The sequence below is a fragment of the Natrinema sp. 74 genome (assembly GCF_046097095.1).
Lineage (GTDB): Archaea > Halobacteriota > Halobacteria > Halobacteriales > Natrialbaceae > Natrinema.
The window spans coordinates 2264701-2287170 of the sequence record NZ_CP175698.1; the positions used below are offsets into that span (position 1 = coordinate 2264701).

Here is a 22470-nt window from a genome sequence, read left to right on the forward strand (position 1 = left end):
CAGTCGAGAACCCAAATCACGCCCCGTTCCCTTACCTACTGCCGAGTAATGGAATCGCTTCGTTTGACCGAGCAGCGGTTCGACCATATGCTGCTGGTTGCCGCTCTCTTGGGCGTCAGCATCGGACTCGTGGCCACCGGCTTTCGCATGGTCTGGCTAGTCGTCAAACACCACCTCTGGACGGTGCTCTCCGCGACGTATTGGCGCGTTCCGGTCAGTATCGGCGCGGGTATCCTCATCGGAACGATCCTGTATTCGACGTTCTATCCCGGTGCGCTCTCGGCGCTCGTTCAGCAGTTCCACAGCGAGGGACGTGTCGACCTCGAGGAGAACGTGCCGATCCTTCCTGTCGGGTTGATCGGGTTGGTTGCCGGCCAGAATGCCGGTCCGGAAGGTGTGATGTCCGTCGTCGGTGGGTCGTTCGGGACGCACGCTTCGGAGCTGTTCGAGTTCGAAAACTCGACGAAATTACTGACGTTGGCCGGAATGGGTGCCGGGTTCGGTACGATTCTGGGTGCGCCAATCGGTGGTGCCTTACTCTGGTTGGAACTGCCCCACAAGCGCGGCTTGGAGTACTATGAGGCGATCATCCCGACGTTTGTCGCCTCCTTTGCGGGCTATTTGACGGAGGTCACGATCGGGGGGATGGATCTCTTCCCGGTGTGGCAGATGCCGTCGCTCGTCCCAGCAACACCCGGGAAACTCGGCTGGGCGATCGGGCTGGGTCTGGTCTGCATTCCGTTCGGGCTGATCTATTCGCGCACGTTCTCGCTGATCGGCCGGCTCTTTCGAGCGTCATCGCTTGCGATCTATGTGCGTACGACGCTCGCGGGGACCGTTATCGGTGTCCTCGGGTGGCTCGTGCCGCTGTCGTACTTCTACGGCGGATCGAAGATGAGCGTCCTGTTGGACGGGGGTGTTGCGTTACCGACGCTCGTGGTGACCCTCGGTGCGGTCATGATCGCGGCCGGCGTCACGATTCATGGCAACTGGATCGGCGGGCTCATCATTCCGCATATGTTCATGGGAGCGCTGGTCGGCCAAGCCACGGCGTTGGTTGTCCCCGGGTTACCGCCGATGGTAGCGGTGCTAACTGGAATGGCCGCGTTTAATTCCGTCGTGACCGGAACACCGTTATCGTCGGCCCTGATCGCGATCGCACTGACCGACGGGGCGAGCATCACCCCCGTATTTTTGGCCTCGCTCGTCGCCTTCGGAGCGAGCCCGTCGATTGGGTTCCTCACTGAAGCAGCGCCGCGTTCCGAAGCACCGGCGTTTCACCTCGAGCGCGAAGCAGAGACCCCCTCACGGAGCCGTTCGAGCGCGTCACTCTCTCGCGATCCCGAACCGCGAGGAGTGTCGGACGACGGTGCGGGGAGCGAAGCGACCGAGGAGCGGTAACGAGCGCTTCGCTCTCGTTCGCACATCGGACCGTGAAGCGTTCGACGGACGCAGTACGAAGCCTTCTGAGAACGCAGTACAGGAGCGCCGACGGCACCCTCCGCAGACCACGGGCGGTAGCACCTGGCTCTCCACGGCCGAACAGTCACTCTCGCGGTGCTCACCGGAGCGCTGACCCGGTCAGTCAGGGGGTCAGCACGACCTTGACGCAGCCGTCCGCTTTGTCGCGGAACGTCTCGTACAGTTCGGGACCGCGCTCGAGGGGCTCTTCGTGCGTGATGACGAACGACGGGTCGATGTCGCCGTCCTCGATCGTCTCGAGCAGCGGGTCCAGATACCGCTGGACGTGGGTCTGGCCGGTGTTGACGGTCAGCGCTTTGTTCATCAGTGGGCCGAGCGGGACGTTATCCGCGTGGCCGACGTAGACGCCGGGGACGGAGAGCGTTCCCCCCTTCCGACAGCACTTGATCGCCTGCCGGAGCACGTGTGGCCGGTCGGCCTCGAGGTTCGCTCGCTGTTTTGCCCTATCAGAGAGGCCCATGAGGCCGGTGCCGTGGGCCTCGGTGCCGACCGCGTCGATACACCGGTCCGGGCCGCGACCGCCGGTCATGGCCATCAGCCGGTCGTAGACGTCCTCCTCTTCGAAGTGGATCGTCTCGGCATCTCCGTGCTCGCGAGCCATCTGCAACCGTTCGGGCACGCGGTCGATCGCGATGACGCGGCCGGCGTCGAACATCCAGGCGCTCTGGATGGCGAACTGGCCGACCGGGCCACAGCCCCAGACGGCGACCGTGTCGTCGTCTTCGATCTCGGCGTTTTCGGCGGCCATGTACCCTGTCGGGAAGATGTCCGACAGGAACAGCACCTGCTCGTCGGACAGGTCGGAGTCGACTTTGATCGGGCCGACGTCGGCGAACGGCACTCGCAGATATTCCGCCTGTCCACCGGCGTAGCCCCCGAGCATGTGCGAATAGCCGAATAGCCCGGCCGGCGACTGGCCCATCACCTTCCGGGCCATCTCCGCGTTCGGGTTCGAGTTATCACACAGCGAGTACAGCCCCTGTTCGCAGAACCAACACGAGCCACAGCTGATCGTAAAGGGCACGACCACGCGATCCCCTTCCTCGAGCGTCTCGACGTCGCTGCCCACTTCGACGACCTCGCCCATCGGCTCGTGGCCGAGCACGTCGCCCTCCCGCATCGTCGGGACGAAGCCGTCGTAGAGGTGGAGATCAGAGCCGCAGATGGCCGTGGCGGTGACCTCGATGATCGCGTCGTGGGGGTTGACGAGTTCGGGATTGGGCACCTCGTCGACTCGGACGTCCTCTTCGCCGTGCCAGCACAGCGCCCTCATAGGGTATCACCCGCGCCGCGCGCGGACGGATTCCGCTCGAGCGTCGGGATCTCCCCCGTCTCGACGAGGCTCTTGAAGCGATCCAGTGCGACGGCCGCGAGCGCGTCGGGCACGACCTCGAGGCGCTTCGTCACCGCGGTGCCGACGGGGCCGCCCGGCGGCTCGAAGCGGAAGTGTAACGTCACCTCCGTTCCTCGGTCGGCCGGTGCCTCCCGGAAGCGGACTGCCCCCTCGCTCGCGACGGGCGCGTCCTCGAGTGATTCCCAGCGGAGGACCTCGCCGGGCCGGTCTTCGATGACGTGTGTCGTCCACGACACGCTCGCGCCGAGCGGGCCGCTTGCCGTCCAGTGCCAGCGATCCTCGCTCTCGGCCGTCACGTCGACGAGGTCGCGGTAGATGCGCGTCATCGCTTCCGGATCACGCCAGCGCTCGTAGACCTCGTCCGCCGGTTGCCCGATCGTGACCGAACGGGTCGTCGCTACCGCGCCAGACGCGTCCATTTCGGCTGCTCGACCGGCTTCGCTCGCCGGGCCGCTGTCGACCGTCTCGGCGCGCTGCTGGCCGCCGACGAGGCCTCGATAGACCAGCCAGCCGCCGGTGAGCGCTGCCGCCGCGCCCCCGAGCGACCGTCGTCTGAGCCCCAGTACCAGGAGCGTTCCGCCGACGGTTGCAGCGGCGAGCCGGCCGCCCGGTCCGAACGACCGTTCCGACGGCTCCCGCTCCGGGGCGTGCGACGGCTCTATACCCGTTACGTCCTGTCGTTCGGTCGACATAGGGTGCTCACCTCCGTGACGAACGCCTGAATGGTTTTTCGACGCCGGTACCGGTGACGCAGCGTCGACCGTCGGTCCCGCAACCCGACCGGACATGGCGGCTGATTCCGTGCGAGAGCGTATCGAATCATTACGTCTCGTCGCGACCTCCACCGAGCGGTCGTTTGTCAGTAACACCCGCAAGCGCAGGCACGGCCGCCGAACGCACGCCGATGTCGATGCGATCTCGATGGCGGCTTCGACGCCGAACGGCCACGACGAGACACGGTGGAGCAATCTGCCGGATCGCGATCGCGTCGCGCTGGCGCGACGTAAGCGCGGCGTCGACCGGTTCCCGCGCCGCGTCGTACTCCCCGACTCGCTCGACCGAGACGTCGATTCCGTCGAGAACGCTCGCCAGCACCTCGCGGAGGACGGCAGCATCGCCGACGCCCTCGACGGTCACGCCGCCCGTCACGTCGTAGCGCAGCGGCGGCAACACGAGCAGCGCTCGAGCAATGGCCTCCGTCCGACGTACTGTCGTATGGTGGCGCTCCCGATTTGGGCTGCTACACTGACGTTCCGATGGGGATATCCCGTGATGGGTGCAACTGACGGCGTAGTTCCTTTTCCCTTGCGTCGACTAGTTCACATCGATGTTCGGTAGCGACGTTCGACCAACAGTACCCCGTCGATTCCGCCGGCAGATGGGGCCCGTGATCGATCGTGTTGCGAAGGGACTCGGCCAGCCGGAATATCGCGTCTGGCCGAAGGGATACGTCGCGACGGTCTCGCTACCGATCGCGGAAGTAGAGGAAAAACTGAACGACGAAGGGTTCTCCTGGGATCCGTTGAGCCTGTACCATTACACGCTGGTCGGGAACGGATCGGACGGGAGTTGGGCGTACCGATCGTCGCGGCTTGCCGACCGGCAACTCCACGTCGTCCTCTTCGAGCGGAGCCGCGATCGGACTGATGTCTACGCACACACCGAGTATAGTTGGCTCAGCCATCCGTTGAAACACGCCAAACAGGAAGCGATTCGGCGATCGGACGGCGTCGCGACGATGCGGGGAGTGCTCGAGGCGTGGGACGTCGAGTACACCCGCGAGTCGATCGTCACGCGGACGGTGCGACACATCGTGACTCGACTTCGCGACGAACGCCGTCGACGGAGTGACCGGTCGTAGATCCGCTGGTCGGCTTTCGGTGTGGCGTGCGGTTTCGAACTCGGGGCTACGCTCGAGCGCGCCGAACGGGCTGCGATCGCTGGGGGCGGCTTTACACGCCCGCCGACCGTTACTTGCGCTGACTTCTCATGGCATTCAAATTCGAGTGTTTTCAGGAGGGCTGTCCATTCCTCGTGCGTGCCGACAGCAGCGACGAGATCGTCCACCTCGTCGCGGAACACGCCGCGTACGCACACGACCTCGACATCGAGCGCGACGCCATCGAAGCGGAGATCGAACGCGTATAGCCGGTGGTCGCGATGTCCGGAGACGAGACCGAGCCAGATCCGGTGGAGTTGATGCGTCGCAGCGAACTCCTCGCCGTGCTACGTGACGGGCCGAAGACGCCGAACGAACTCGAGGGCGATACGTCGCTGTCCCGGTCGACCGTCCACCGCGCGATCGAATCGCTCGCCGATCAGCGCATCCTCGCCGACACCGACGGCGGGTTCGAACTCACTGGATTCGGTCGCGTCGTCGCGGACGAGATTACCGGCTGCCGAACGGCGATCGCGACCGCCGACCGGCTCCGCCCACTGCTCGAGACGGTCGCTACGACGCCCGTGACGGTTCCGATCGAACACCTCGCGGACGCCGAGGTCACGTATCCACAGCAGGCACACGCACACGTCGCGACCAGACGGATCACCGATTTGCTGGCGGACGCCGAGCGGATTCGTCTCTTCGCGGGGGTCATTTCGCCGCTCTATCTCGAGATGGCATACGAGCAGGTCCAGCGCGGGACGGAGGTCGTCGCGATCTTCGACCGGCGAGTCGTCGAAATCCTCTTTTCCGAATACGGGAGCCACGCCCGTGAGGCGGCTCAAACCGGCCATTTCGAGATACTGGTCTATGATCGCTGTCCGTTCGAACTCTTCCTCTGTGATGCGACGGTCGGGATCGCCGCCCACGACGATGATGGATTCCTTCGGCTCTTCGTCGAGTCCGACGACCCCGACGTGTTCCAGTGGGCGGAATCGATGTACGAGCGGTATCGCGATCGCTCGGAATACGTGACTCTGTTCTGAGGGGTCTCCCCAGCCGAGCTCGTTTTCACTCGTGGGAACGATCTCACTCGTGGGAAAATATCGGCTCTCGAGGCCTCCAAGGGCCAAATTTAACACGCCCGGGTTCGTAGAACGGATAGCACACACCCGTATCCGACGCCTCATACCCATGTCAGAACACACTCATCGACCGGCTGACGGTCCGACGTTCGACGCACGAACCGGGACGTACGAACAGCACTACGATGCCGCTGACGGCGCGGACATAGTCGTCAGCGCGATCCGGTCCGTGGCAGACATCGCCGGCGTTCCGACGACCGAGATGGAGCCGGTTGGTGACAGTATCGATGCCGATGTCCTCGTCGACGCGGTCGAGGCGGCCACGGCGACCGACGATGCAACCGTCGGCGTCACGGTCAGCATTCACGAACATGACGTCACTATCGGCGGCGGCCGAATCGTCATCGATCCACCGTCGGAGTTTCGTCCTCGAGCGGGGTCGTAGTGGTAGCGGACGCAAGCCGCGTCTCTTAGTGGCTGTCCCGTCGTGAGAGGTGTATGACGACGCGATATCGTGTACACGACCGGCCAACGCGTCGGACTCGCGGCACCTCGGCCCGGATCCGTACCGACGGCGGCTCGTCGCTCTCGGTCGACGACGCGTTTACGGTCCTCGCGGACTCCACGCGACGCCACGCGCTCAGCTATCTGCGACGAGCGCGCTCGCCCGTCGACAGGACGGAACTCGCCCGACACGTCGCCGCCCGCAAACGCAAGTGTGATCCGAACGAGGTCTCGGACGAGACGCTCGAGCAGGCCGAAACCGAACTGCACCACCTCACGCTCCCGTCGTTGCGCGCACACGGACTCGTCGAATACAGCGAGGGTGCCATCGTCTTGCTCGAGGACGATCCCACGATCGCGCGACTGTTAGACGCCGCCGAGGCCGCCGCTTCCTCGTGAGTCGCCGACCCGTCCGGGGACGACGGCGGCGTCGCCGAGAGCCGATTCGCGTCGTCACTGGCCGCTCGAGGCTGACCGCGTGCCGGCGGATCCCAGAGTCTACGTAGATCCGTCTCGGAGTTCCCGTCGAATGCCGACCGAATCGAAGACACGACACCGTGATCTTCGCGAGGTCGTGCGGTTTTACTTGCTGGACCACCGGACGCGACCGGGGCAGGCCATCGACATCGCCTTGCTGGCGCTGAACCTCGCGTTCGTCGCCATTTTCGTCGCGGAGACGTACCCGCTTTCGCCGGCCGTTGATACCCTTCTCTGGAACGCCGAGGTCGCCATCGCGGTCGTGTTTCTGGTGGAGTACGTCTTGCGACTCTACGGCGCGGCAGATCGCTTACAGGAGTTCTTCAACGTCTACACGCTGGTCGATCTGCTCGCGATCTTGCCGACGCTGCTCGTCGTGGGCTGGCCGGGGGCGGCGACGGTCGCCAGCGTCGGCTTCCTCCGCGTGATCCGGGTCATCCGCGTACTCCGCTTTTATCGGTTCACGCAGGACGCGGAGTTTTTCTTTGGGACGATCTCGGACAACGCCCTGCGCGCGCTGAAACTGCTGTTGACGGTGCTCGTCTTGCTGTTCGTCTCCGCCGGTCTATTTTACAGTGCGGAACACGGCCGCAATCCCGCCGTCGACACGTTCGGTGACGCCTTCTACTATGTCGTGGTGGCGCTGTCGACCGTCGGCTTCGGCGATATCGTCCCGGTGACGACCGCGGGCCGGTGGGTCACCGTGGCGGCGATCCTGGCCGCCATCATCGTCCTCCCCTGGCAGGCGAGCAAGATCGCCCGCGAGTGGGCTCGAACGGGGAAGGTCAACGTCACCTGCCCCAACTGCGGGCTCTCGTCGCACGATCGGGACGCCTCCCACTGCAAGGCCTGCGGACACGTTATCTACCAGGAGTTCGACTCGAGCGAGTGAGCCTCGCCCCACTGCGAACCGCGACCGTTCGTTTATCACCGATGTCGTGATAGAAAATAGCATGCAAAATCCGTTCGCAACGCCGGGCGCGGACGCGGCCGATCCGTCGATGCGTATCGACCGATACCTGCCCGAGTACGACGTCACGACGGTTCGGCACACGGTCGTCGACGCCGACCCCGAGACGACCTACGAGGCGATGCTCACGGCCGATCTGACCGACACCGGGCCGATCGTGCGCGCGCTGGGACGGCTGCGGGACGCGCCGACGGCCGTCGCTCACTGGATCGGCGGTACGTCGCGCGACCGGCCGCTCGAGGAGTTGCGACTCGCGGACATTCCGGAGACCGACGAGTGGACGACACTCGCCGACGAACCGGGCGAAGAGTTCGTCTTCGGCGCGGTCGGAACGTTCTGGCGACCGGCCATCGAATGGCGGCGGGTCGATCCCGAGGCGTTCGCGGCGTTCGACGACCCCGGCTACGCCAAACTCGCCGTCGGCCTCTCCGTCCGACCGTACGGCGACGGCCGGACGCTGCTAACCTACGAGGCGCGCACGGCGACGACCGACGAGCGCGCCCGCCGGAACTTCCGCCGGTACTGGCGGCTCATCGGCCCGTTCGCGGGCTATCTCATGTCGAAAGCGCTCGAGCGCATCGGAGCCGACGCGGCGGCGCTCGCGCGCCGGACATCGCGGGCGGAGCGCGACCACGATGACGCCCGAGGCGGATCGATGCTGACCGCTCGACGGCTCCTCGGTGCGGTCACGCTCGCGGCGGCCGGCGTGTACCACTTCGCGATCCGGCCCCGGCACCGCCGCTGGGGGGCCACCGAGCGGGAAGCGCAGGCTTCGCTTCCGGGCGACGAGCTGCTGCCCGAGGCGACGGATCAGGTCACCCGCGCAATCGAGATCGACGCGCCCGCCGAAGTGGTCTGGCCGTGGCTCGTCCGACTCGCCGGCGGGCGAGACGGCCTCGACGGCGACGACCCCCTCGAGACCGCCGTCGACGGTACCGGCAGCGATGCGTCCCAGTTTGTGCCGGCGGGCTCGGACCTCGAGGCCGGCGATACCGTCGACGTGGCCGACGACTCGCCGCTCTCGCCGGCCGAGTCGCCGGAGATCGCCCTGTTCGAGCCCGGACACGCGCTCGTCCTCGAGCCGCGGGGCGAGTCGCCGCCGTGGACGTGGGCGTTCGTCCTCGAGCCGGTCGACCGCGAGACGACGCGGTTGCTCGCCCGGACGCGGTCGGACCTGCGGCGGGCCTCGAGCGACTCTCGCGTTCCGGTTCCGACCCGCCACGAGGCGCTAAACTACCTCTGCTGGGAGCCCGTTCACTTCGTCATGGAACGCGGATTGCTCCGAGAACTCGAGCGCCGGGCCGAAGCGGGGGCGCAGTTCGAGTCGCCCCTGGCCGCGTACCGGTAGCCGGGACCGTTCGGCCGCCGTCTGAGATCGGGTGGCACGGCGATCGCCAGCAAGATCGATACCACGACTATCGTCTCTCGGCGGGACGCAGGCGTCGACTCACAGTCGTCGACGTCGAAGACACAGCCGACCGCGACGTGGCGATCGCGTTCTGCAACCACCTCGAGACGGAGTTCGGCGAGGACCCGTACGTTCCGCCGGCGGACCTTCTCGAACGGTGTGACGAGGCCGGTATCGAGCGCTACACGTACGACCACCACGAACTCAGTTTCGAGCCGCAGTATTAGTCGGCGGCAGATCCCGACTGCGGGTCGTTCGTTCGACTATCCGTCGCCGTCGCTCGGGTCCGCCCCCATCCGCCCCGAATAATCCCAACTGTAGACCTCCCGCGGCTCGATCTCGATCCGGACCTCTTCGCGGTCGCCGGCGAGCAGCCACCGGGCGAGCGCGGAGTCGGTGCCGCCCAGATAGCGCTCGAGTAGGTCGCGCAGGACTGCCTTCTCGCTATCGGCTGCGATCTCCGTGGTCCCATTCCCCCTGAGTCCCCGGTAGGGGACGTCGTTCGTCGAGATATCGAACGCGATCTCGGGATCGTGTCGCAGGAAGCGCACGAGCGTCGCGTTCGCCCCGGTTGCACACTCGAGGACGCCATCTCGATACCGGAACCACAGCGCGACGAGCCACAGCGAGCCGTCGGGTCGATGCGTGGCGATGCGGATCGGGATCGTCGCCTCCTGCAGGAAGGTCTCGACCTCGCTCTCGGACCAGACGCCGCGGAAGTCGGTCATACCCGGTCGTTCGCGGCGGAGGGAGAAATAGCTCGAGTCAGTACGGTCGGTTCGCGGTCCGTGTCGCGAGACGAAAGGAGGCGGCCCGATTTACGCGAGAGCGAGACGCGCCGTCGTTCTCGCCGAACTACGTTCCGTTCTCGGCCGCTTCCCGTCCTCCACCTTCCCCGCCGTTTCCACTACCGGCCGACGCGTTCGCGCTCGCGCTTCCCGTCGCGTTCGATGCGGCGAACAGGTCCGTCCGGAACTGCCGCTGGTACGAAATGAACTCGAGCGGGAGGGTCCGCTCGACGCCGCCGTACGCGACGGTGGCGTTGAAGTCGACCGTCAGGTTCGAGACGCCGCCCTGCCGACGGTGTGTGACCCACCACTCGTCGAGTTTGGCGTTGTCGATCACCGCACTGGCCTCGAGCGTCTGCGTACTGTTCGGCTCGAGTACGGTCTGTTCGGCGGCGGTGCCCTGACCGACGACGAGTCCGTTCAGTTGCACCGTATACCCGAGCTGCGTGATCGGAACCGGAACCGACAGCGAGTTCGTCACCGTCGCCGACGCCTCGATCGGCGTTCGGTTGACGGTGGCGTTGCCCCACCTTGCGTTCGTCTCGTTGACGACGAACACCGTCTGATTCGAGATCTGGAACTGCCGGCTCTCGTTCGTCTCGAGTGGCTCGAGCAGGTTCGTGTGAACGGTTCGAGTCCGCGTCAACGCCTCCGCCGGGACCCGGATTCCGGCGTATTCGACGACGATGTCCGGTTCGACGTGCACCGTCGTCGTTTCGTTGTGATTGACGTGGGAGGCCCACCACGCCGGGATCTCGTCGTTGTCGATCCACGTCGAGACGCTGACGGTGCTCTCGCCGCCGCCGAGGTGTACGCGGTTTTCCTGCTCCGTCGCGACCTCGACGTCGTTTAACGAGACCGTATACGACACGTCCGCCGCGGCGTCGCCCAGGCGGAGCAAAAACGGGTTGTCGACGGTCACTTCCGTCTCGATCTCGGTCCGATCGGACGTGACGGTCCCCCAGTCGTTCTCGACCGACTCGACCCGCGGTCGATCCACCGCGAGGACGCCGTAGGTCACCGTCGCGACGATCAGGACGAGTGCGACGACCGTCACCAGCCACGTTCTGCGACGAACCATCTACCGGAGGTCCCACACGACGGAAGTTCGGCCGTCGCGTTACACGTTCAGGGCGTTGAAGTCCGGGCGACCCGCGAATCGGCTGTGGTGTGGCCGCCTGCGAGCACCCCGTCGGCGTCCTCGGACCGAAGACGGACCTTGCCCTCGAACGTGAGCGGCCAGTCCCCGACGAAACCTACCGACTCGAGTGTCCGGGGTCGAACGGCTTCGTTATCGGCCGGCCGGTCGAGGACCCCACCGTAGCAGTAGCAGGCATCACTGCCTCCGCAACGCATCACTTATGATATTCCACCTGTACGCGTTCCAGTCACGACCCTTATGAAACGACAAGCGCTCGGCGCGATTTCGGCCGCACTCGCATTGACTCTCCCCTGGGTCGCCGTCTGGGGAGCGACCGAAGTCCTCCCTTGGTTCGCGGCTACCACAGGAATCGCATACGAAGCGCCGGCGCTACTCGAGACGCTGTCGACGCTCGGAACGGTGCTCGTGACCGGTCTTGCCGTCCTCGGGGCCTCGTTCCTGCTCGCGTGGGCGGCCGAAACCGCCGAGAAGGACGTGCCGCGAGCGTTCGCGATCGCGGTGCTCGCGGTGCTGGCCGTCGCGCCCGAGTACGCCGTCGACGCCCTCTACGCCTGGAACGCGGGCGTGTTCGCGGGGACCGAACGCGGCGTCCAGGCGGGAAATCTCGCGGTCGCCAACATGACCGGTGCGAACCGGATCCTGATCGGCATCGGCTGGGCCGGCGTCGCCCTCTTTACGATCTTCCGCCGGGGATCGTCGACCGATCCCTCGGTCGAGTCCCGTTCCGGGTTCCTCTCCGACGTCGTCGTCCTCGACCGAGATATCGGCCTCGAGGTCGTTTTCCTGCTCGTCGCGACCGCCTGGGCCTTTCTCGTTCCCCTCAACGGCGGTATCGACATCTTCGACATGCTGTTTCTCGTCGGCCTCTACGTGCTCTACATTGCGGTCATCCTCCGCGGCGAGGCCGAACCCGAGACCGAACACGTCGGGGTGCCGGCATACCTCCAGCAGTTTTCGCGGGGCCGCCGCGTCCTGACCGTCCTGCTCCTGTTCGGCTATGCCGGCGTGATGATCTTCACGGCCGTTGAACCGTTCGCCCACGGCCTCGAGCACCTCGGCCAGGAGGTGGGCGTCCCGTCGTTCTTCATGATCCAGTGGATCGCGCCGCTGGCCTCCGAATCGCCGGAGCTCATCGTCGTCGTCTACCTCGTCAATAAGGCCCGCTCGACGGCCGGCTTCAACGCGCTCATCTCCTCGAAGCTCAACCAGTGGACGCTGCTCATCGGCACCCTCGTCGTCGTCCACTCCCTCGCGCTCGGCGAGTACGGCGTCCTCGCCTTCGACTATAAACAGTCCGCGGAAATCTGGCTGACCGCTGCCCAGTCCTTTTTCGCCATCGCCCTCCTGTTGAACTTCGAGATGTCCGTCAGGGAGGCGCTCACGCTGCTCGTCCTCTTCCTCTCGCAGGTCGTTCTGGAGTTCGCCATCATCCAGGAGTACTTTGGACTCCCGGTCGAGAGCACCGAACTGTTGTTGCTCTACACTGCCATCTACGTCGTCCTTGGGGTCGCGCTGTTCGTCCGCCGCTGGCAGTCGTTCCGTCGGCTCCTTCGGCGAACCGCCGGGACGGTCGGTGCCGCGATGCCGGGCGGTGGTGATCGGACCCACAGCGTCGACGACTGAATCGCAGACCGACCCGTTCGGCCGCCGTTCCGTCCGGCTCCGCCGCTCTCCACGATCACACTCGCCAGTGGAACGTCAACTCACAATACGGTATACGCGAAGCTGGCTCCTCCTCGACCTTGAGATTCTATAGCGAGTGGCACGAGTACGCGGGTCCAGATTCGGCGGTCCGAGGGCGTTCAGTTGTTATCTCCTTCTGCGGGTCGGCGTGGTACTCCTTGTGGGCCTGACGGGCGACGTTGAAAGCAGACTCATACGGCGAGTCCTGGGGTAAATACGTTTTTCAGCTACGGGTCGGCGCTTTCGCCTCGAGAATCGATTTTCGGTACATCGCCGTCACTGAGTCGCCGGCTAATCCATTTGGTCGTCTCTCGCATACCCGTTGGCGATGTCTCCGAGTGAGTCGGCGGGTCCCGCCACCGCAGTTCTCTTCACGTACGCGATCGTCCTCGCACTGGTTCACCTCTTCGCCGGCCGACTCGGTATCAGTGGGCGGCTCCCGCGGAGCCGATGGCTGTCGATCGCCGGCGGCGTCTCGGTTGCGTACGTGTTCGTCCACCTCCTGCCCGAGATCCATGAGGCCGCCGCGACGATCGACCGTCACGGGCTCTCCGTGCCGCTCGTCGAACAGTACGGCTACCTGCTGGCCCTCGTCGGGTTCATCACCTTTTACGGCCTCGAGCACCTCGCTCGCCGGTCAACCACCGGTACCGATCGGGACGGGGACACTGTCGCGGCCGGCGTCTTCTGGCTCCACCTCGGCGCGTTCGCGGTCTACAATGCCATCATCGGCTCGCTGCTCTGGGATCGCGAACTCGGTAACCTCGCCCTCTTCGTCGTCGCCATGGCGTTGCACTTCGTCGTCACGGACGACGGTCTCCGCGAACACCACGGGCGGGTGTACCACCGCCGAGGCCGGTGGCTGCTGTCGGCGGCGGTGCTCGTCGGCTTCGGAGCGGGATACGCGCTCGAGGGAACCGAGCTGCTGGTCGCCGTCTTCTTGCCGTTTCTGGCCGGCGGCGTCATCCTCAACGTGATCAAAGAGGAACTGCCCTCCGATCGCGAGAGTCGGTTCTGGGCGTTCGCGCTCGGTGGCTCGGGGTACGCAGCGCTGTTGCTAGCCGTGTGATGTAGCCAACTGTTGCCAGTCATTCGTGTATGTCTGCGCTGTTGGAAAAGGTATGCATTACAATCATATCTCTCCACCTATTCCAGGTAGACAGTCGTGTCTGTCGATACTCGCAGCGGTCGACGCGACGAGATCGACGCCGAGTACGTCGTCATCGGCGGCCGGAACTGATCCCCGACGGGGAAGGCGCTGTTCGGCATTACGACGCAGTCGGTCCTGCTCGCGGCCGACCGCCCGGTCGTGACGGTCATGTCGGCCGACGGACACCCAGGGCAGTCGTTAGCTCGAGGCGGCGACGCCGGGTTCGTCGGCCACCGACGGATCGGGTTCGACGATGCGCACGCGCTTGATGCGCGTGTTATCGACTCGTTCGACGGTCAGTTCGACACCATCGTAGGCGAACGTCTCGCCGGGCTCGACCAGTCGGCCGGCGCGGTTGAACACGAAGCCGGCGATGGTTTCGAACTCCTCGCCTTCGGGGAATTCGACGCCGATGGCGTCGTTGACGTCCTCGATGTTCACGTCGCCGTCGACCCGGACGGTCCGCTCGTCGACGGTCTCGATCGGCTCTTCTTCCTGCGTGTCGAGGATCTCGCCGACGACCGCTTCGACGATGTCCTCGGTCGTGACGATCCCTTCCGTGGTGCCGAACTCGTCGATGACGACGACCTGCTCGACGCGCTCGGCGCGCATCTCGCGGAACAGGTCGTCGATCTGTTTGCTCTCCGGAACGTGGGGCGTCTCCTCGAGATAGGCTTCGAGCGACTCGCCCTCGGTCGACTCACCGTGCTTGTAGTCGCGAACGAGGGTACCGAGTTCGACCACGCCGACGACGTTGTCGAGTCCGCCCTCGTAGACCGGGAGGCGAGTGTGGCCGCTCTCGACGCACTTCGCGACGGCGTCGTCGACCGTCGCCGATCGGGCGACGGCGGTCACGTCCAACCGCGGGGTCATCACTTCCTTGGTGATGGTGTCGTTGAACCGGAACACGCGCTGGAGCATCTCGCGCTCGTCGGCCTCGATGATCCCCTCGCTTTCGCCGGTTCGGATCAACTCGCGGATCTCGTCGCGGGTCACGTACGACGATTCGACGGCGGTGCCGCCGACCAGACCGTTGATAAGGCGGGTCAGTCCGTCGAAGGTGACCACCAGCGGATAGAGGACGTACTCCGAGAGTCGAAGCGGACGGGCGACGGTGAGCGCCCACGACTCTGTGTTCTCGATGGCGTACGATTTGGGCGCACTCTCGCCGAACAGCAAAACGACCGCCGTCACGCCGAACGTCGCCGCGAGGACGGCCTGCCCCTGGGCGAGGTACATCCCAAGCAACCCCGTTGCGATCGACGACATTGCGATGTTGACGAGGTTGTTCCCGACGAGGATGGTCACCAGCAACCGGTGGGGGTCGGACTGCAAGGACCGGACGGTCTCCGCGCCGGGTGCTCCCTCCTCGGCCAGCGCCTCGATGCGGTGCTGGGCCAACGAGAACATCGCCGTCTCTGACGAGGAGAAAAATCCCGACAGGACCAGCAACACGCTGAGCGTCCCGACGCCAGCCGCGACGACGAGGTTCGTCGGAGGGTCGATACCGGCGACGAGGGTTCCCGCCGTGACCGCCTCGAGCCCGAACATCCTACTCAGTCACCTGTTGAATCAGCATTCACTGATGGCTGAAATTTGTTGCCATTGTCCGTGGATGGTCCGTCTTCGCTGGCCCCCTCCGGGTAGTAACACGCCGCTCGGTGGCGCTCGTCGCCGGTCTCGTCGATGGCCGGCTCGGCCTCCCAGCACGAGTCCTGCGCTTTCGGACACCGCGGAGCGAACGCACAGCCGGAGGGGAGATCGACCGGGTCCGGCGGCTCGCCCTCGAGCAAGACGCGCGTCCGGTCGACCGTCGGGTCCTTCTCGGGCGCAGCGGATAGCAGCGACGCGGTGTAGGGATGGCTGGGCCGGGTCGCGACCTGATCCACCTCGCCCTCCTCGATGACGCGGCCGAGGTACATGATGGCCAGCCGATCCGAGACCTGGACCAGACTCGCGAGGTCGTGGGAGATGTAGACGATGCCGATGTCTTCGGTATCGGCCAGCCCCCGCAGCAGGTTCAGCAGGTTGACCTTCAGCGAGACGTCCAGCATCGACGCCGGCTCGTCACAGATCAGGAAGTCCGGATCGAGCACCAGCGCCTTGGCGACCGCCACGCGCTGGCGCTGGCCGCCGGAGAGCTCGTGGGGGTACTTATCGAGGAACGTCTCGGCAGGGGTTAGCCCCACTTTCTCTAACGTCTCGACGATCGCCCGCTCTTTCTCGTCGGTGCGGTAATCGTGGATCGAAAGCGGCTCGCCGACGAGTTTGCGGACGGTCTGGCGCGGGTTCAGCGAGTCGAACGGGTCCTGGAAGACGATCTGGACCTTCCGCCGGAACTCCTGTAAGTTGCCGTTTTGATAGTACTCGTAGGGTTCGCCGTCGAAGGTCAATTCGCCGCCGGTCGGATCCTCGAGCAGGGCCATCGTCTCGCCCAGCGTCGACTTCCCACAGCCGGACTCGCCGGCGACGCCGAGCACCTCCGATCGGCGGACCGACAGCGAGACGCCGTCGACGGCCTTCACGGAGTCGGGATCCTCGCCGCGGATCTTGTCCAGCAGCGGCTGACTTTGCTCGTAGTGTTTCTCGAGGCCATCGGTCTCGAGGATGACCTCGCCGCGGTCGGAGCCGCCGTCGGCGTCGTCGGGGATGTCCCAGGTCTCTGGCTCGTCGGCCGCCTGTCGCATTTGTGCGGCCTCCTTGACGCGGTGACAGGCCGACCGGTGGTTTCGGTTGGGAAGCTCGACCGGCTCGGGGTGGGACTCCCCGCACTCGTCGGTGGCGAACGGACACCGGTCCTGAAACACGCAGGCCGTCGGCTCCGCGTTCAGGTTCGGCGGCGAGCCGGGGATCGCGACGGGATCCTTGTCCTCTTCGTCGATCTCCGGGAAGGAGTTCTTCAGCCCCATCGTGTATGGGTTCGTGGGATTGACCAGCACGTTGTCGACGCTGCCCTGTTCCATGACCTTCCCGCCGTAGAGGATCGACAGCTCGTCGCAGGTCTCGGCGATGACGCCGATCTCGTGGGTGATCAGCAACAGCGAGCTGTCCATCCGCTCTTGAATTTCGAGAATCTTGTCGATGATCTTGTCCTGGACGATGACGTCTAACCCGGTTGTCGGCTCGTCGGCGATGATGAGGTCCGGCTCGAGGGCCAGCGCCATCGCGATGGTAACCCGCTGGCGCATCCCGCCGGAGAACTCGTGGGGGTAGTCGTCGATCCGGTCGGGATCGAGGCCGACCATCTCGAACAGCTCGCGGACGCGGTCGCGGGCCTTCGCGTCGGAGACGTTTCGGTGAGTGTGGATGGCCTGTGCGATCTGGTCGCCGGTCGACATCACGGGATCGAGCGAGTCCATCGCACTCTGGGGGATGTAGGCGATGTCCTCCCAGAGGATGTCCCGGCGCTCGGCCTCGGAGAGGTCGGTGAGGTCCGTGCCGTTGAATTCGATCGTCCCGCGCTCGACGGTGCCGTTGCCAGGGAGCAGTCCGAGCAGCGCCTCCGCGACGGTGGACTTCCCAGAGCCGGACTCGCCGGCGAGGCCGTAGTTGACGCCCTCGTCGATGGTAAAGGAAACGTCGTTGACGGCGTGGACGTTCCCGTCCTCCTCGGGATGCGTGCTATACGTGACTTTGAGATCGTCGACTTCGAGTAGACTCATTGGTTGGTCTGGATTTCGGGGTTGATGACTTCCTCGTAGGCGCGGCCGATGAGGAACACCGAGGTGGTTATCGCGGCGATACCGACGGCGGGCGGAAGCACCCACCACCACGCGACGCGCATGTTACCCGACGCGAACACCTGCCGGAGCATCCGGCCCCAACTGGTCATCGTCGGGTCGCCAAAGCCGAGGAACGCCAGGCTCGCCTGTGCGGCAATCGCCCAGGCGACGCCGTAGGCGGTGTAGAGAAAGCCGATCGGCAACACGTTCGGCGCGACGTGGTACAGCATCGTCCGCAGGTCGCTCGCGCCGCTGGCTCGAGCGGACTTGACGAACGTCCGCTCGCGGACCGATAGCACCTCCGAGCGGACGACCCGCGCCGGCATCTTCCAGAGGAAGGCGGCGATGATCGCCGTGATCAGCCAGATATTCGGCGTCATGAACGTCAGCAGCAGCAACGCCATGGGCATGAACGGCAAGGAGAACGTCAGGTCGGTCAGGCGCATCAGGAGTTCGTCGACCCAGCCGCCGTAGTAGCCGCTGACGACGCCGACGGTAAAGCCGAGCGCGCCCGTTCCGAGTCCGCCGAACAGCCCGACGATGAGCGTCGGCCGGGCACCGGCGAGGAACTGGCTCAGCACGTCCTTGCCGTACGATGTCGTCCCGAAGAACGCCTCGGCGCTCGGGGCCGAGAGCCGAAGGACGGAGCCGCCGTCGCCGCGGACGGTGTACTCGATCGGGTCGTGCGGGGCGAGCAACGGCCCGAACAGCCCGAGGAACACGAACGCCGCGACGACGATCATCCCGCCGAACGCCAGCGGGTCCTGTCGCAAGAACGCGAACTGATCGCGAACGGTCGTCAACAGCGAATCGATGCGCTCGTACAGTTCCCCTTTCGGTTTCGTTTCCGTGCTCATGCCGCCCCACCTCCGTTCGTCGAGACCGTCGGATCGAAGTACGCATAGAGGACGTCGGCGGCGAGGTTCGCGATGATCACGGCCAACGCCATGATGAAGACGGCGGCCTGCACCAGCGGATAGTCCTGTTGCTGGATGGCCAACACGAGTTCGCGGCCGATTCCGGGCCAGCTAAAGACGACCTCGAGCAGGATCAGTCCCTGGAAGATCATCCCCAGTCGCAGCGTGAAGTACGTCAGGATCGGCAGCATCGAGTTTCGGCCCGCGCGGGCCAGTTGCTGCATCTCCGTCAGCCCCTTCGCGCGGTGGAGTTTGAGGAACTCCGAGCCCCGTTTCTCGACGACGCCGTTGCGAGCGAGCAACAGGAAGTCGCCGCTGTAGTAGAGGACGGCGACCGTAAAGGGGAGGAGATAGTGGTGCAGGAAGTCGAGCGAGACGAACGTCTCGAGGTAGCCCTCGGGCGTCGCCCGGATCGATCGCATTCCGAGTGCGGGGACGAGTTCTAAGTTGTACGCGAAGACGATGATGAAGCCGATCGCGGTGATGAACACCGGCGTCGAGCGCAGCAGCGTCGTCGAGACGATGCTGACCTTCTCGAGGCGACTGCCTCGGTTCCAGCCGGCGTACATGCCAAGCAGCGAGCTCAGGATCGCGGTCGTCACCAGCGCGGGCACGAGCAGAATCAGCGAGTTGATCAGGCGCGGCTCGAGGACCGCCCAGACCGGCTGACTCCGCAGGATGGAGTAGCCAAACTGGAAGGTCAGCAGGCTCCCGAGGTAGCTGATGTACTGCTTCCACAGCGGCTGGTTGAGCCCGTACATCGACCGGATTTCGCTGATTTGTTCCTGATTCAAGTTCCCCGAGGTCACGAGCGCCTCGAATGGGCTTCCCGGCAGGAGCCGCAAGACGACGAAGATCACCGAGACGGCGATCAGCGTCAGCAGGACGGAGATCGCGAGCCGTTTGAGCAGGAACCGCTGGAACTTCGTCATCGGTCATCCTCCGCGGTGCTCGCCATCTCGGTCGCCGGTCGTGCCGTCGCGTCGACCGCCGTGCAGTCGCTCGCCGGCGTCTCCGCGACGGTCGCCGCACGGCCGCTCGCTGCGGCACACTCGGCTCGAGCGCCGGTTCGGTCGGGGTGTCGATTCGCCTCCGTTCGGGTCGTTCCTCTCACGAGGGTGGTCGCACGGTTCATTGTGAGAAATCGGGCTGGTTGAGCTCAGAGCGGCGCTTATGGGTGTTCCCAGGCTGAATTCGGTCGACGAACGCACCCCAGGCCTCTCCGTTCGGGAACCGCAGGTTGTCGCTGTCGTCCCAGGTGTACCCCGCCCGCTCGAGGATGGTTCGCGCCTCCTCGACGTCGTAGCTGTAGCCGGTCGTTTCGGGGTTGTGCCACTGGGTGAGCGAGGAGATCGGGTTTTCGCCGGCCGGCACCGTCCCTTCGCCCTGCAGGAAGTCTTCGACGAACCCCTGCGAGTCGACCACTTTCGCCAGCGCGACGCGGAACTCCTTGTCGCGGATGAGCGGACAGGAGAACATGAGTTTCCCGTCGAGCGGCGCGTAGTTGCCGGCCGACAGCTGTTCGATCCCGTCGGCGTTGGCCGCGCGGTCGGCCTGCAGCGTCGAGAGTGTCGTCCCGACGGCGTCGATCGAGCCGCTCTGGAGCGAGCCGATCAGCGCGTCGACGTTGCTCACGTTGATCCAGATAACCCGCTCGATACCGGGGCCGCGCTCGGCCTGGTCGCCCAGCGCGTCGGCCCGCCAGTCGTCGTCGAACATCCAGTGGCCGTCGTTGCGCGAGGCCGAGAACCGGGTCCCCTGCTCCCAGTCTTCGAACTCGAAGGGACCGGTGCCGACGGGGGCATCCGGGTTGTGTTGAGACGGGTTGTCCACGTCCTCCCACCGGTGTTTCGGGATGATGACGCTGCGGACCACTCGCTGGGTCATGAACGCCGCGTCGGGATCTTTCAGGTTGAACTGCACCTCGTGATCGCCGAGCACCTCGACGGAGTCGATCGGCTCGTAGAACGGCACCTGACTCGAGGAGGAATACTCCTGGTAGAGCTCGACGGTGAATTTCACGTCCTCGGCAGTGAACGACTCGCCGTCGTGCCACTCGACGCCCTCGCGCAGCGTGAGTTCGACGGTCGTCTCGTCGACGAAGCCGCCGCCGGTCGCGAGCGCGGGGACCACGTTGAGGTCGGGCGTCGCGTCGAACAGTCCGTCGTAGATGAACGTCAATCGCTTTGCCTCCGCGCCGCCCGCCGCCCACGGCAGATTCAGCGAGTTCATCGACGTGGAGACGCCCTTGACGTAGGTGCGGTTGTCCGTCTCGGGCTGGAGGTTGACCTCGGTCCAGACGAACGAGTCCTTCGTCGGGCCGTTGCCCGGCGTCTTCACGTAGCCAGACCATCGCTCCGTGTTCGCCGCCGTCACGATGTTCGGGAACAGCGTGATCAGCGCCCCGACGTCCTCGGCGAAAATCTCCTGTGCCCGGTCGACGAGTTCTTCGCGCTCGGCCCGATCGGTCGTCTGTTCTTGCTCGGTGAGAACCTCCTGCAGTTCGGGATGGTAGTAGTTGTCGTAGTTCGAGAGCGACTCCTTCGTTCGACGCATCAACAGCGGATTCGGGTCGAGTCCCCGCTGAGGATCGGGGCCGTGCGTGCTCATCGAGATCACCGCCTCGAGTCCCTTCGTCGCCCAACTCTGGGCGTAAAGCTGGTTTAACGGCCGGTCGTTGAGCGTGACGGCGATCCCCAGATCGTTCAATCCGCGCTTGACCATCAACGCGTGTTCGCGCATCCACGGGTCGTCCTCGCTCGAGAACTCGACGGGCAACCGGTCGAGCACCGCGCCCGCGGTCGCACTGTAACCAAGCGGCGGCGAATCGGCGTCGATCGTCTCCCACTCCCGCCAGTACTGCGTCTCCACCGTCTTCGGCACGCCGTCGGGCACGTCCGGCTCGAGGCTCTGTCCGCGACTACCGCTACAGCCCGCGAGCGCGCTCGTTCCGAGCGCCGCGGCGGCCGTGGCGACGTAGCTACGCCGCGTGAGCCGGCCGCGATCCCCGGCGACCGATCCTTCATGATTTTCTTGCTGCGTCATCCACCCCCACGTTACGGGCTAACTAGAATCGTTCTACTCCCTATCGCCCTCGATAGCTATCGCTCTTTAAAACAGGAGTGATAGATCGTCACCTCTCAACCGTCGAGACGGAGTGCGGCCGGCTACTCTCGAGGGCCGTAGATGAGCTCCAGCAGCGTTCGCTCGGCGGTTCGGAGCCGCTCGCTCACCGTCGACTGTGCGATGTCGAGTTCGTCGGCCAGCTCCGTCGCCGAGGCCTCCCGTGGAATGTCGAAGTAGCCGCGATCGTACGCCGTCTCGAGGACCGCCAACTGGTCGTCGGTGAGCTTCGAAACGAGGACTTCGGTCAGCCGCCCGCTGTCGAGCGGTTCGCCCGGCTCCTCATCCTGGGTGACCGACAACAGCTCGAACTCGCCGAGGGTCTCCTGGACCTCGTCGGCCATCGCGCGAAACTGGTCCCAGTCGCGTGCGGTCACCACGACCTCGAAGACGCCGTTCTGGAGGACGATGCGGTTCGGGATCGCCTTCTGGCGCAACACCAGACTCAGGATGAACGGGTAGGACTCGTTCGCGAGGAGTGCAAGCCGTCTGATCTCGAGCCCGTCCGACTCGGTCGGAATCTCGCTGTCGTAGAACAGCGACGCGCCGGAGATTCCCTCGATGGCGGGTTCGGGGTCGAACGCGCCGTTCGACGCGACGGTCAACGACTCGAGCCACGTGCCGTCCTCCACGTAGAACGCGTTGTCGAGCTCGATGCTCCGAACGCCGTCCAGTTCTCGACGGAGCTCTTCCATCACGCCCGTCGGTGCAGTCGTGAACTCGACGCGTAGAATTGGCGACCCTCCCTACAGGGTAGAGTCCG

The 22470-nt window shown here is 65.3% G+C and carries 24 protein-coding genes and 1 pseudogene; 13 read left to right on the top strand and 12 right to left on the bottom strand.

The features are described from left to right. Window positions 1-48: 48 nt before the first annotated feature. Window positions 49-1401 carry a chloride channel protein gene (locus tag ACJ70B_RS11170; RefSeq protein WP_408957064.1) on the top strand — a complete coding sequence of 451 codons (1353 nt, stop codon included), beginning with the start codon at window positions 49-51 and terminating at the stop codon, window positions 1399-1401. Window positions 1402-1585: 184 nt separating this feature from the next. Here the strand turns inward: ACJ70B_RS11170 and ACJ70B_RS11175 are convergent, their stop codons facing one another. The 3 genes from ACJ70B_RS11175 to ACJ70B_RS11185 form a co-directional block, all read right to left on the bottom strand. Further along, entirely contained in the window at window positions 1586-2755 is a 1170-nt protein-coding gene (locus ACJ70B_RS11175; RefSeq protein WP_408957065.1) for a zinc-dependent alcohol dehydrogenase, read from the bottom strand. Further along, complete coding sequence (locus tag ACJ70B_RS11180) at window positions 2752-3528, bottom strand: SRPBCC family protein (RefSeq protein WP_408957066.1); 777 nt, start codon at window positions 3526-3528, stop codon at window positions 2752-2754. The genes ACJ70B_RS11175 and ACJ70B_RS11180 overlap by 4 nt, the downstream gene beginning before the upstream one ends. A 130-nt stretch (window positions 3529-3658) precedes the next feature. After that, on the bottom strand, window positions 3659-4009 hold the full coding sequence (locus ACJ70B_RS11185; RefSeq protein WP_408957067.1) for a hypothetical protein: 351 nt from the start codon (window positions 4007-4009) through the stop codon (window positions 3659-3661). Window positions 4010-4214: 205 nt separating this feature from the next. Here ACJ70B_RS11185 and ACJ70B_RS11190 point away from each other — a divergent pair, with 205 nt between their 5' ends. The 8 genes from ACJ70B_RS11190 (at window position 4215) to ACJ70B_RS11225 (ending at window position 9389) form a co-directional block, all read left to right on the top strand. Further along, window positions 4215-4697: a hypothetical protein gene (locus ACJ70B_RS11190; protein WP_408957068.1), complete on the top strand. Its 483-nt coding sequence runs from the start codon at window positions 4215-4217 to the stop codon at window positions 4695-4697. 128 nt (window positions 4698-4825) lie between these two features. Then, complete coding sequence (locus tag ACJ70B_RS11195) at window positions 4826-4984, top strand: DUF1059 domain-containing protein (RefSeq protein WP_408957069.1); 159 nt, start codon at window positions 4826-4828, stop codon at window positions 4982-4984. Between the two features lie 12 nt (window positions 4985-4996). Beyond that, complete coding sequence (locus ACJ70B_RS11200; protein WP_408957070.1) at window positions 4997-5764, top strand: helix-turn-helix transcriptional regulator; 768 nt, start codon at window positions 4997-4999, stop codon at window positions 5762-5764. A 148-nt stretch (window positions 5765-5912) separates the two neighbouring features. Beyond that, on the top strand, window positions 5913-6248 hold the full coding sequence (locus ACJ70B_RS11205) for a HalOD1 output domain-containing protein (RefSeq protein ID WP_408957071.1): 336 nt from the start codon (window positions 5913-5915) through the stop codon (window positions 6246-6248). A gap of 53 nt (window positions 6249-6301) precedes the next feature. Continuing rightward, complete coding sequence (locus tag ACJ70B_RS11210) at window positions 6302-6706, top strand: hypothetical protein (protein ID WP_408957072.1); 405 nt, start codon at window positions 6302-6304, stop codon at window positions 6704-6706. A gap of 130 nt (window positions 6707-6836) precedes the next feature. Then, window positions 6837-7676: an ion transporter gene (locus ACJ70B_RS11215; protein ID WP_408957073.1), complete on the top strand. Its 840-nt coding sequence runs from the start codon at window positions 6837-6839 to the stop codon at window positions 7674-7676. Window positions 7677-7737: 61 nt separating this feature from the next. Further along, window positions 7738-9102 (top strand): hypothetical protein, encoded by a 1365-nt coding sequence (locus ACJ70B_RS11220; protein ID WP_408957074.1) that lies wholly within the window; start codon window positions 7738-7740, stop codon window positions 9100-9102. 137 nt (window positions 9103-9239) lie between these two features. Next, entirely contained in the window at window positions 9240-9389 is a 150-nt protein-coding gene (locus ACJ70B_RS11225; protein WP_408957075.1) for a hypothetical protein, read from the top strand. Between the two features lie 36 nt (window positions 9390-9425). On the opposite strand, the gene ACJ70B_RS11230 is transcribed toward ACJ70B_RS11225, so the two are convergent. Next, the gene (locus ACJ70B_RS11230; protein ID WP_408957076.1) at window positions 9426-9890 is read right to left on the bottom strand and encodes a pyridoxamine 5'-phosphate oxidase family protein; all 465 of its coding nucleotides are present in this window, start codon (window positions 9888-9890) and stop codon (window positions 9426-9428) included. Between the two features lie 127 nt (window positions 9891-10017). Beyond that, window positions 10018-11031 carry an LEA type 2 family protein gene (locus tag ACJ70B_RS11235; protein WP_408957077.1) on the bottom strand — a complete coding sequence of 338 codons (1014 nt, stop codon included), beginning with the start codon at window positions 11029-11031 and terminating at the stop codon, window positions 10018-10020. 89 nt (window positions 11032-11120) lie between these two features. On the opposite strand from ACJ70B_RS11235, the gene ACJ70B_RS11240 reads away from it, so the two are divergent. From ACJ70B_RS11240 to ACJ70B_RS11255, 4 genes and pseudogenes are all read left to right on the top strand, one after another. Further along, window positions 11121-11315 carry a hypothetical protein gene (locus tag ACJ70B_RS11240; protein WP_408957078.1) on the top strand — a complete coding sequence of 65 codons (195 nt, stop codon included), beginning with the start codon at window positions 11121-11123 and terminating at the stop codon, window positions 11313-11315. 34 nt (window positions 11316-11349) lie between these two features. Next, window positions 11350-12735, top strand: a complete 1386-nt coding sequence (locus tag ACJ70B_RS11245) for a sodium:calcium antiporter (RefSeq protein WP_408957079.1) — start codon at window positions 11350-11352, stop codon at window positions 12733-12735. A gap of 388 nt (window positions 12736-13123) precedes the next feature. After that, a complete protein-coding gene (locus ACJ70B_RS11250) occupies window positions 13124-13864 on the top strand; it encodes a hypothetical protein (RefSeq protein ID WP_408957080.1) in 741 nt (246 codons plus the stop codon). 129 nt (window positions 13865-13993) lie between these two features. Continuing rightward, a pseudogene (locus ACJ70B_RS11255) lies at window positions 13994-14125 on the top strand (universal stress protein); the annotation flags it as partial. A gap of 18 nt (window positions 14126-14143) precedes the next feature. Here the strand turns inward: ACJ70B_RS11255 and ACJ70B_RS11260 are convergent. The 7 genes from ACJ70B_RS11260 to ACJ70B_RS11290 all read right to left on the bottom strand — a co-directional run bounded on the left by ACJ70B_RS11260 (window position 14144) and on the right by ACJ70B_RS11290 (window position 22402). After that, complete coding sequence (locus ACJ70B_RS11260; RefSeq protein WP_408957081.1) at window positions 14144-15496, bottom strand: hemolysin family protein; 1353 nt, start codon at window positions 15494-15496, stop codon at window positions 14144-14146. A gap of 5 nt (window positions 15497-15501) precedes the next feature. Further along, window positions 15502-17607 (bottom strand): dipeptide ABC transporter ATP-binding protein, encoded by a 2106-nt coding sequence (locus ACJ70B_RS11265; protein WP_408957082.1) that lies wholly within the window; start codon window positions 17605-17607, stop codon window positions 15502-15504. Beyond that, window positions 17604-18524: an ABC transporter permease gene (locus ACJ70B_RS11270; protein ID WP_408957083.1), complete on the bottom strand. Its 921-nt coding sequence runs from the start codon at window positions 18522-18524 to the stop codon at window positions 17604-17606. The genes ACJ70B_RS11265 and ACJ70B_RS11270 overlap by 4 nt, the downstream gene beginning before the upstream one ends. Continuing rightward, entirely contained in the window at window positions 18521-19516 is a 996-nt protein-coding gene (locus ACJ70B_RS11275; protein ID WP_408957084.1) for an ABC transporter permease, read from the bottom strand. The genes ACJ70B_RS11270 and ACJ70B_RS11275 overlap by 4 nt, the downstream gene beginning before the upstream one ends. Then, window positions 19513-19719 carry a hypothetical protein gene (locus tag ACJ70B_RS11280; protein ID WP_408957085.1) on the bottom strand — a complete coding sequence of 69 codons (207 nt, stop codon included), beginning with the start codon at window positions 19717-19719 and terminating at the stop codon, window positions 19513-19515. The genes ACJ70B_RS11275 and ACJ70B_RS11280 overlap by 4 nt, the downstream gene beginning before the upstream one ends. Beyond that, window positions 19716-21629, bottom strand: a complete 1914-nt coding sequence (locus ACJ70B_RS11285; RefSeq protein ID WP_408957086.1) for an ABC transporter substrate-binding protein — start codon at window positions 21627-21629, stop codon at window positions 19716-19718. Before ACJ70B_RS11285 ends, ACJ70B_RS11280 begins: the two co-directional genes overlap by 4 nt. 122 nt (window positions 21630-21751) lie before the next feature. Beyond that, window positions 21752-22402 carry a helix-turn-helix domain-containing protein gene (locus ACJ70B_RS11290; RefSeq protein WP_408957087.1) on the bottom strand — a complete coding sequence of 217 codons (651 nt, stop codon included), beginning with the start codon at window positions 22400-22402 and terminating at the stop codon, window positions 21752-21754. Window positions 22403-22470: the final 68 nt, after the last annotated feature.

What these genes read in the sequence shown, in the direction of transcription:
- ACJ70B_RS11190 (WP_408957068.1), top strand. Translation starts at nt 4,215, where the DNA reads ATGGGGCCCGTGATCGATCGTGTTGCGAAGGGACTCGGCCAGCCGGAA.
- ACJ70B_RS11180 (WP_408957066.1), bottom strand. Translation starts at nt 3,528, where the DNA reads ATGTCGACCGAACGACAGGACGTAACGGGTATAGAGCCGTCGCACGCC.
- ACJ70B_RS11290 (WP_408957087.1), bottom strand. Translation starts at nt 22,402, where the DNA reads ATGGAAGAGCTCCGTCGAGAACTGGACGGCGTTCGGAGCATCGAGCTC.
- ACJ70B_RS11280 (WP_408957085.1), bottom strand. Translation starts at nt 19,719, where the DNA reads ATGAACCGTGCGACCACCCTCGTGAGAGGAACGACCCGAACGGAGGCG.
- ACJ70B_RS11200 (WP_408957070.1), top strand. Translation starts at nt 4,997, where the DNA reads ATGTCCGGAGACGAGACCGAGCCAGATCCGGTGGAGTTGATGCGTCGC.
- ACJ70B_RS11195 (WP_408957069.1), top strand. Translation starts at nt 4,826, where the DNA reads ATGGCATTCAAATTCGAGTGTTTTCAGGAGGGCTGTCCATTCCTCGTG.
- ACJ70B_RS11275 (WP_408957084.1), bottom strand. Translation starts at nt 19,516, where the DNA reads ATGACGAAGTTCCAGCGGTTCCTGCTCAAACGGCTCGCGATCTCCGTC.
- ACJ70B_RS11245 (WP_408957079.1), top strand. Translation starts at nt 11,350, where the DNA reads ATGAAACGACAAGCGCTCGGCGCGATTTCGGCCGCACTCGCATTGACT.
- ACJ70B_RS11260 (WP_408957081.1), bottom strand. Translation starts at nt 15,496, where the DNA reads ATGTTCGGGCTCGAGGCGGTCACGGCGGGAACCCTCGTCGCCGGTATC.
- ACJ70B_RS11235 (WP_408957077.1), bottom strand. Translation starts at nt 11,031, where the DNA reads ATGGTTCGTCGCAGAACGTGGCTGGTGACGGTCGTCGCACTCGTCCTG.
- ACJ70B_RS11205 (WP_408957071.1), top strand. Translation starts at nt 5,913, where the DNA reads ATGTCAGAACACACTCATCGACCGGCTGACGGTCCGACGTTCGACGCA.
- ACJ70B_RS11250 (WP_408957080.1), top strand. Translation starts at nt 13,124, where the DNA reads ATGTCTCCGAGTGAGTCGGCGGGTCCCGCCACCGCAGTTCTCTTCACG.
- ACJ70B_RS11270 (WP_408957083.1), bottom strand. Translation starts at nt 18,524, where the DNA reads ATGAGCACGGAAACGAAACCGAAAGGGGAACTGTACGAGCGCATCGAT.
- ACJ70B_RS11285 (WP_408957086.1), bottom strand. Translation starts at nt 21,629, where the DNA reads ATGACGCAGCAAGAAAATCATGAAGGATCGGTCGCCGGGGATCGCGGC.
- ACJ70B_RS11175 (WP_408957065.1), bottom strand. Translation starts at nt 2,755, where the DNA reads ATGAGGGCGCTGTGCTGGCACGGCGAAGAGGACGTCCGAGTCGACGAG.
- ACJ70B_RS11170 (WP_408957064.1), top strand. Translation starts at nt 49, where the DNA reads ATGGAATCGCTTCGTTTGACCGAGCAGCGGTTCGACCATATGCTGCTG.
- ACJ70B_RS11220 (WP_408957074.1), top strand. Translation starts at nt 7,738, where the DNA reads ATGCAAAATCCGTTCGCAACGCCGGGCGCGGACGCGGCCGATCCGTCG.
- ACJ70B_RS11210 (WP_408957072.1), top strand. Translation starts at nt 6,302, where the DNA reads ATGACGACGCGATATCGTGTACACGACCGGCCAACGCGTCGGACTCGC.
- ACJ70B_RS11230 (WP_408957076.1), bottom strand. Translation starts at nt 9,890, where the DNA reads ATGACCGACTTCCGCGGCGTCTGGTCCGAGAGCGAGGTCGAGACCTTC.
- ACJ70B_RS11215 (WP_408957073.1), top strand. Translation starts at nt 6,837, where the DNA reads ATGCCGACCGAATCGAAGACACGACACCGTGATCTTCGCGAGGTCGTG.
- ACJ70B_RS11265 (WP_408957082.1), bottom strand. Translation starts at nt 17,607, where the DNA reads ATGAGTCTACTCGAAGTCGACGATCTCAAAGTCACGTATAGCACGCAT.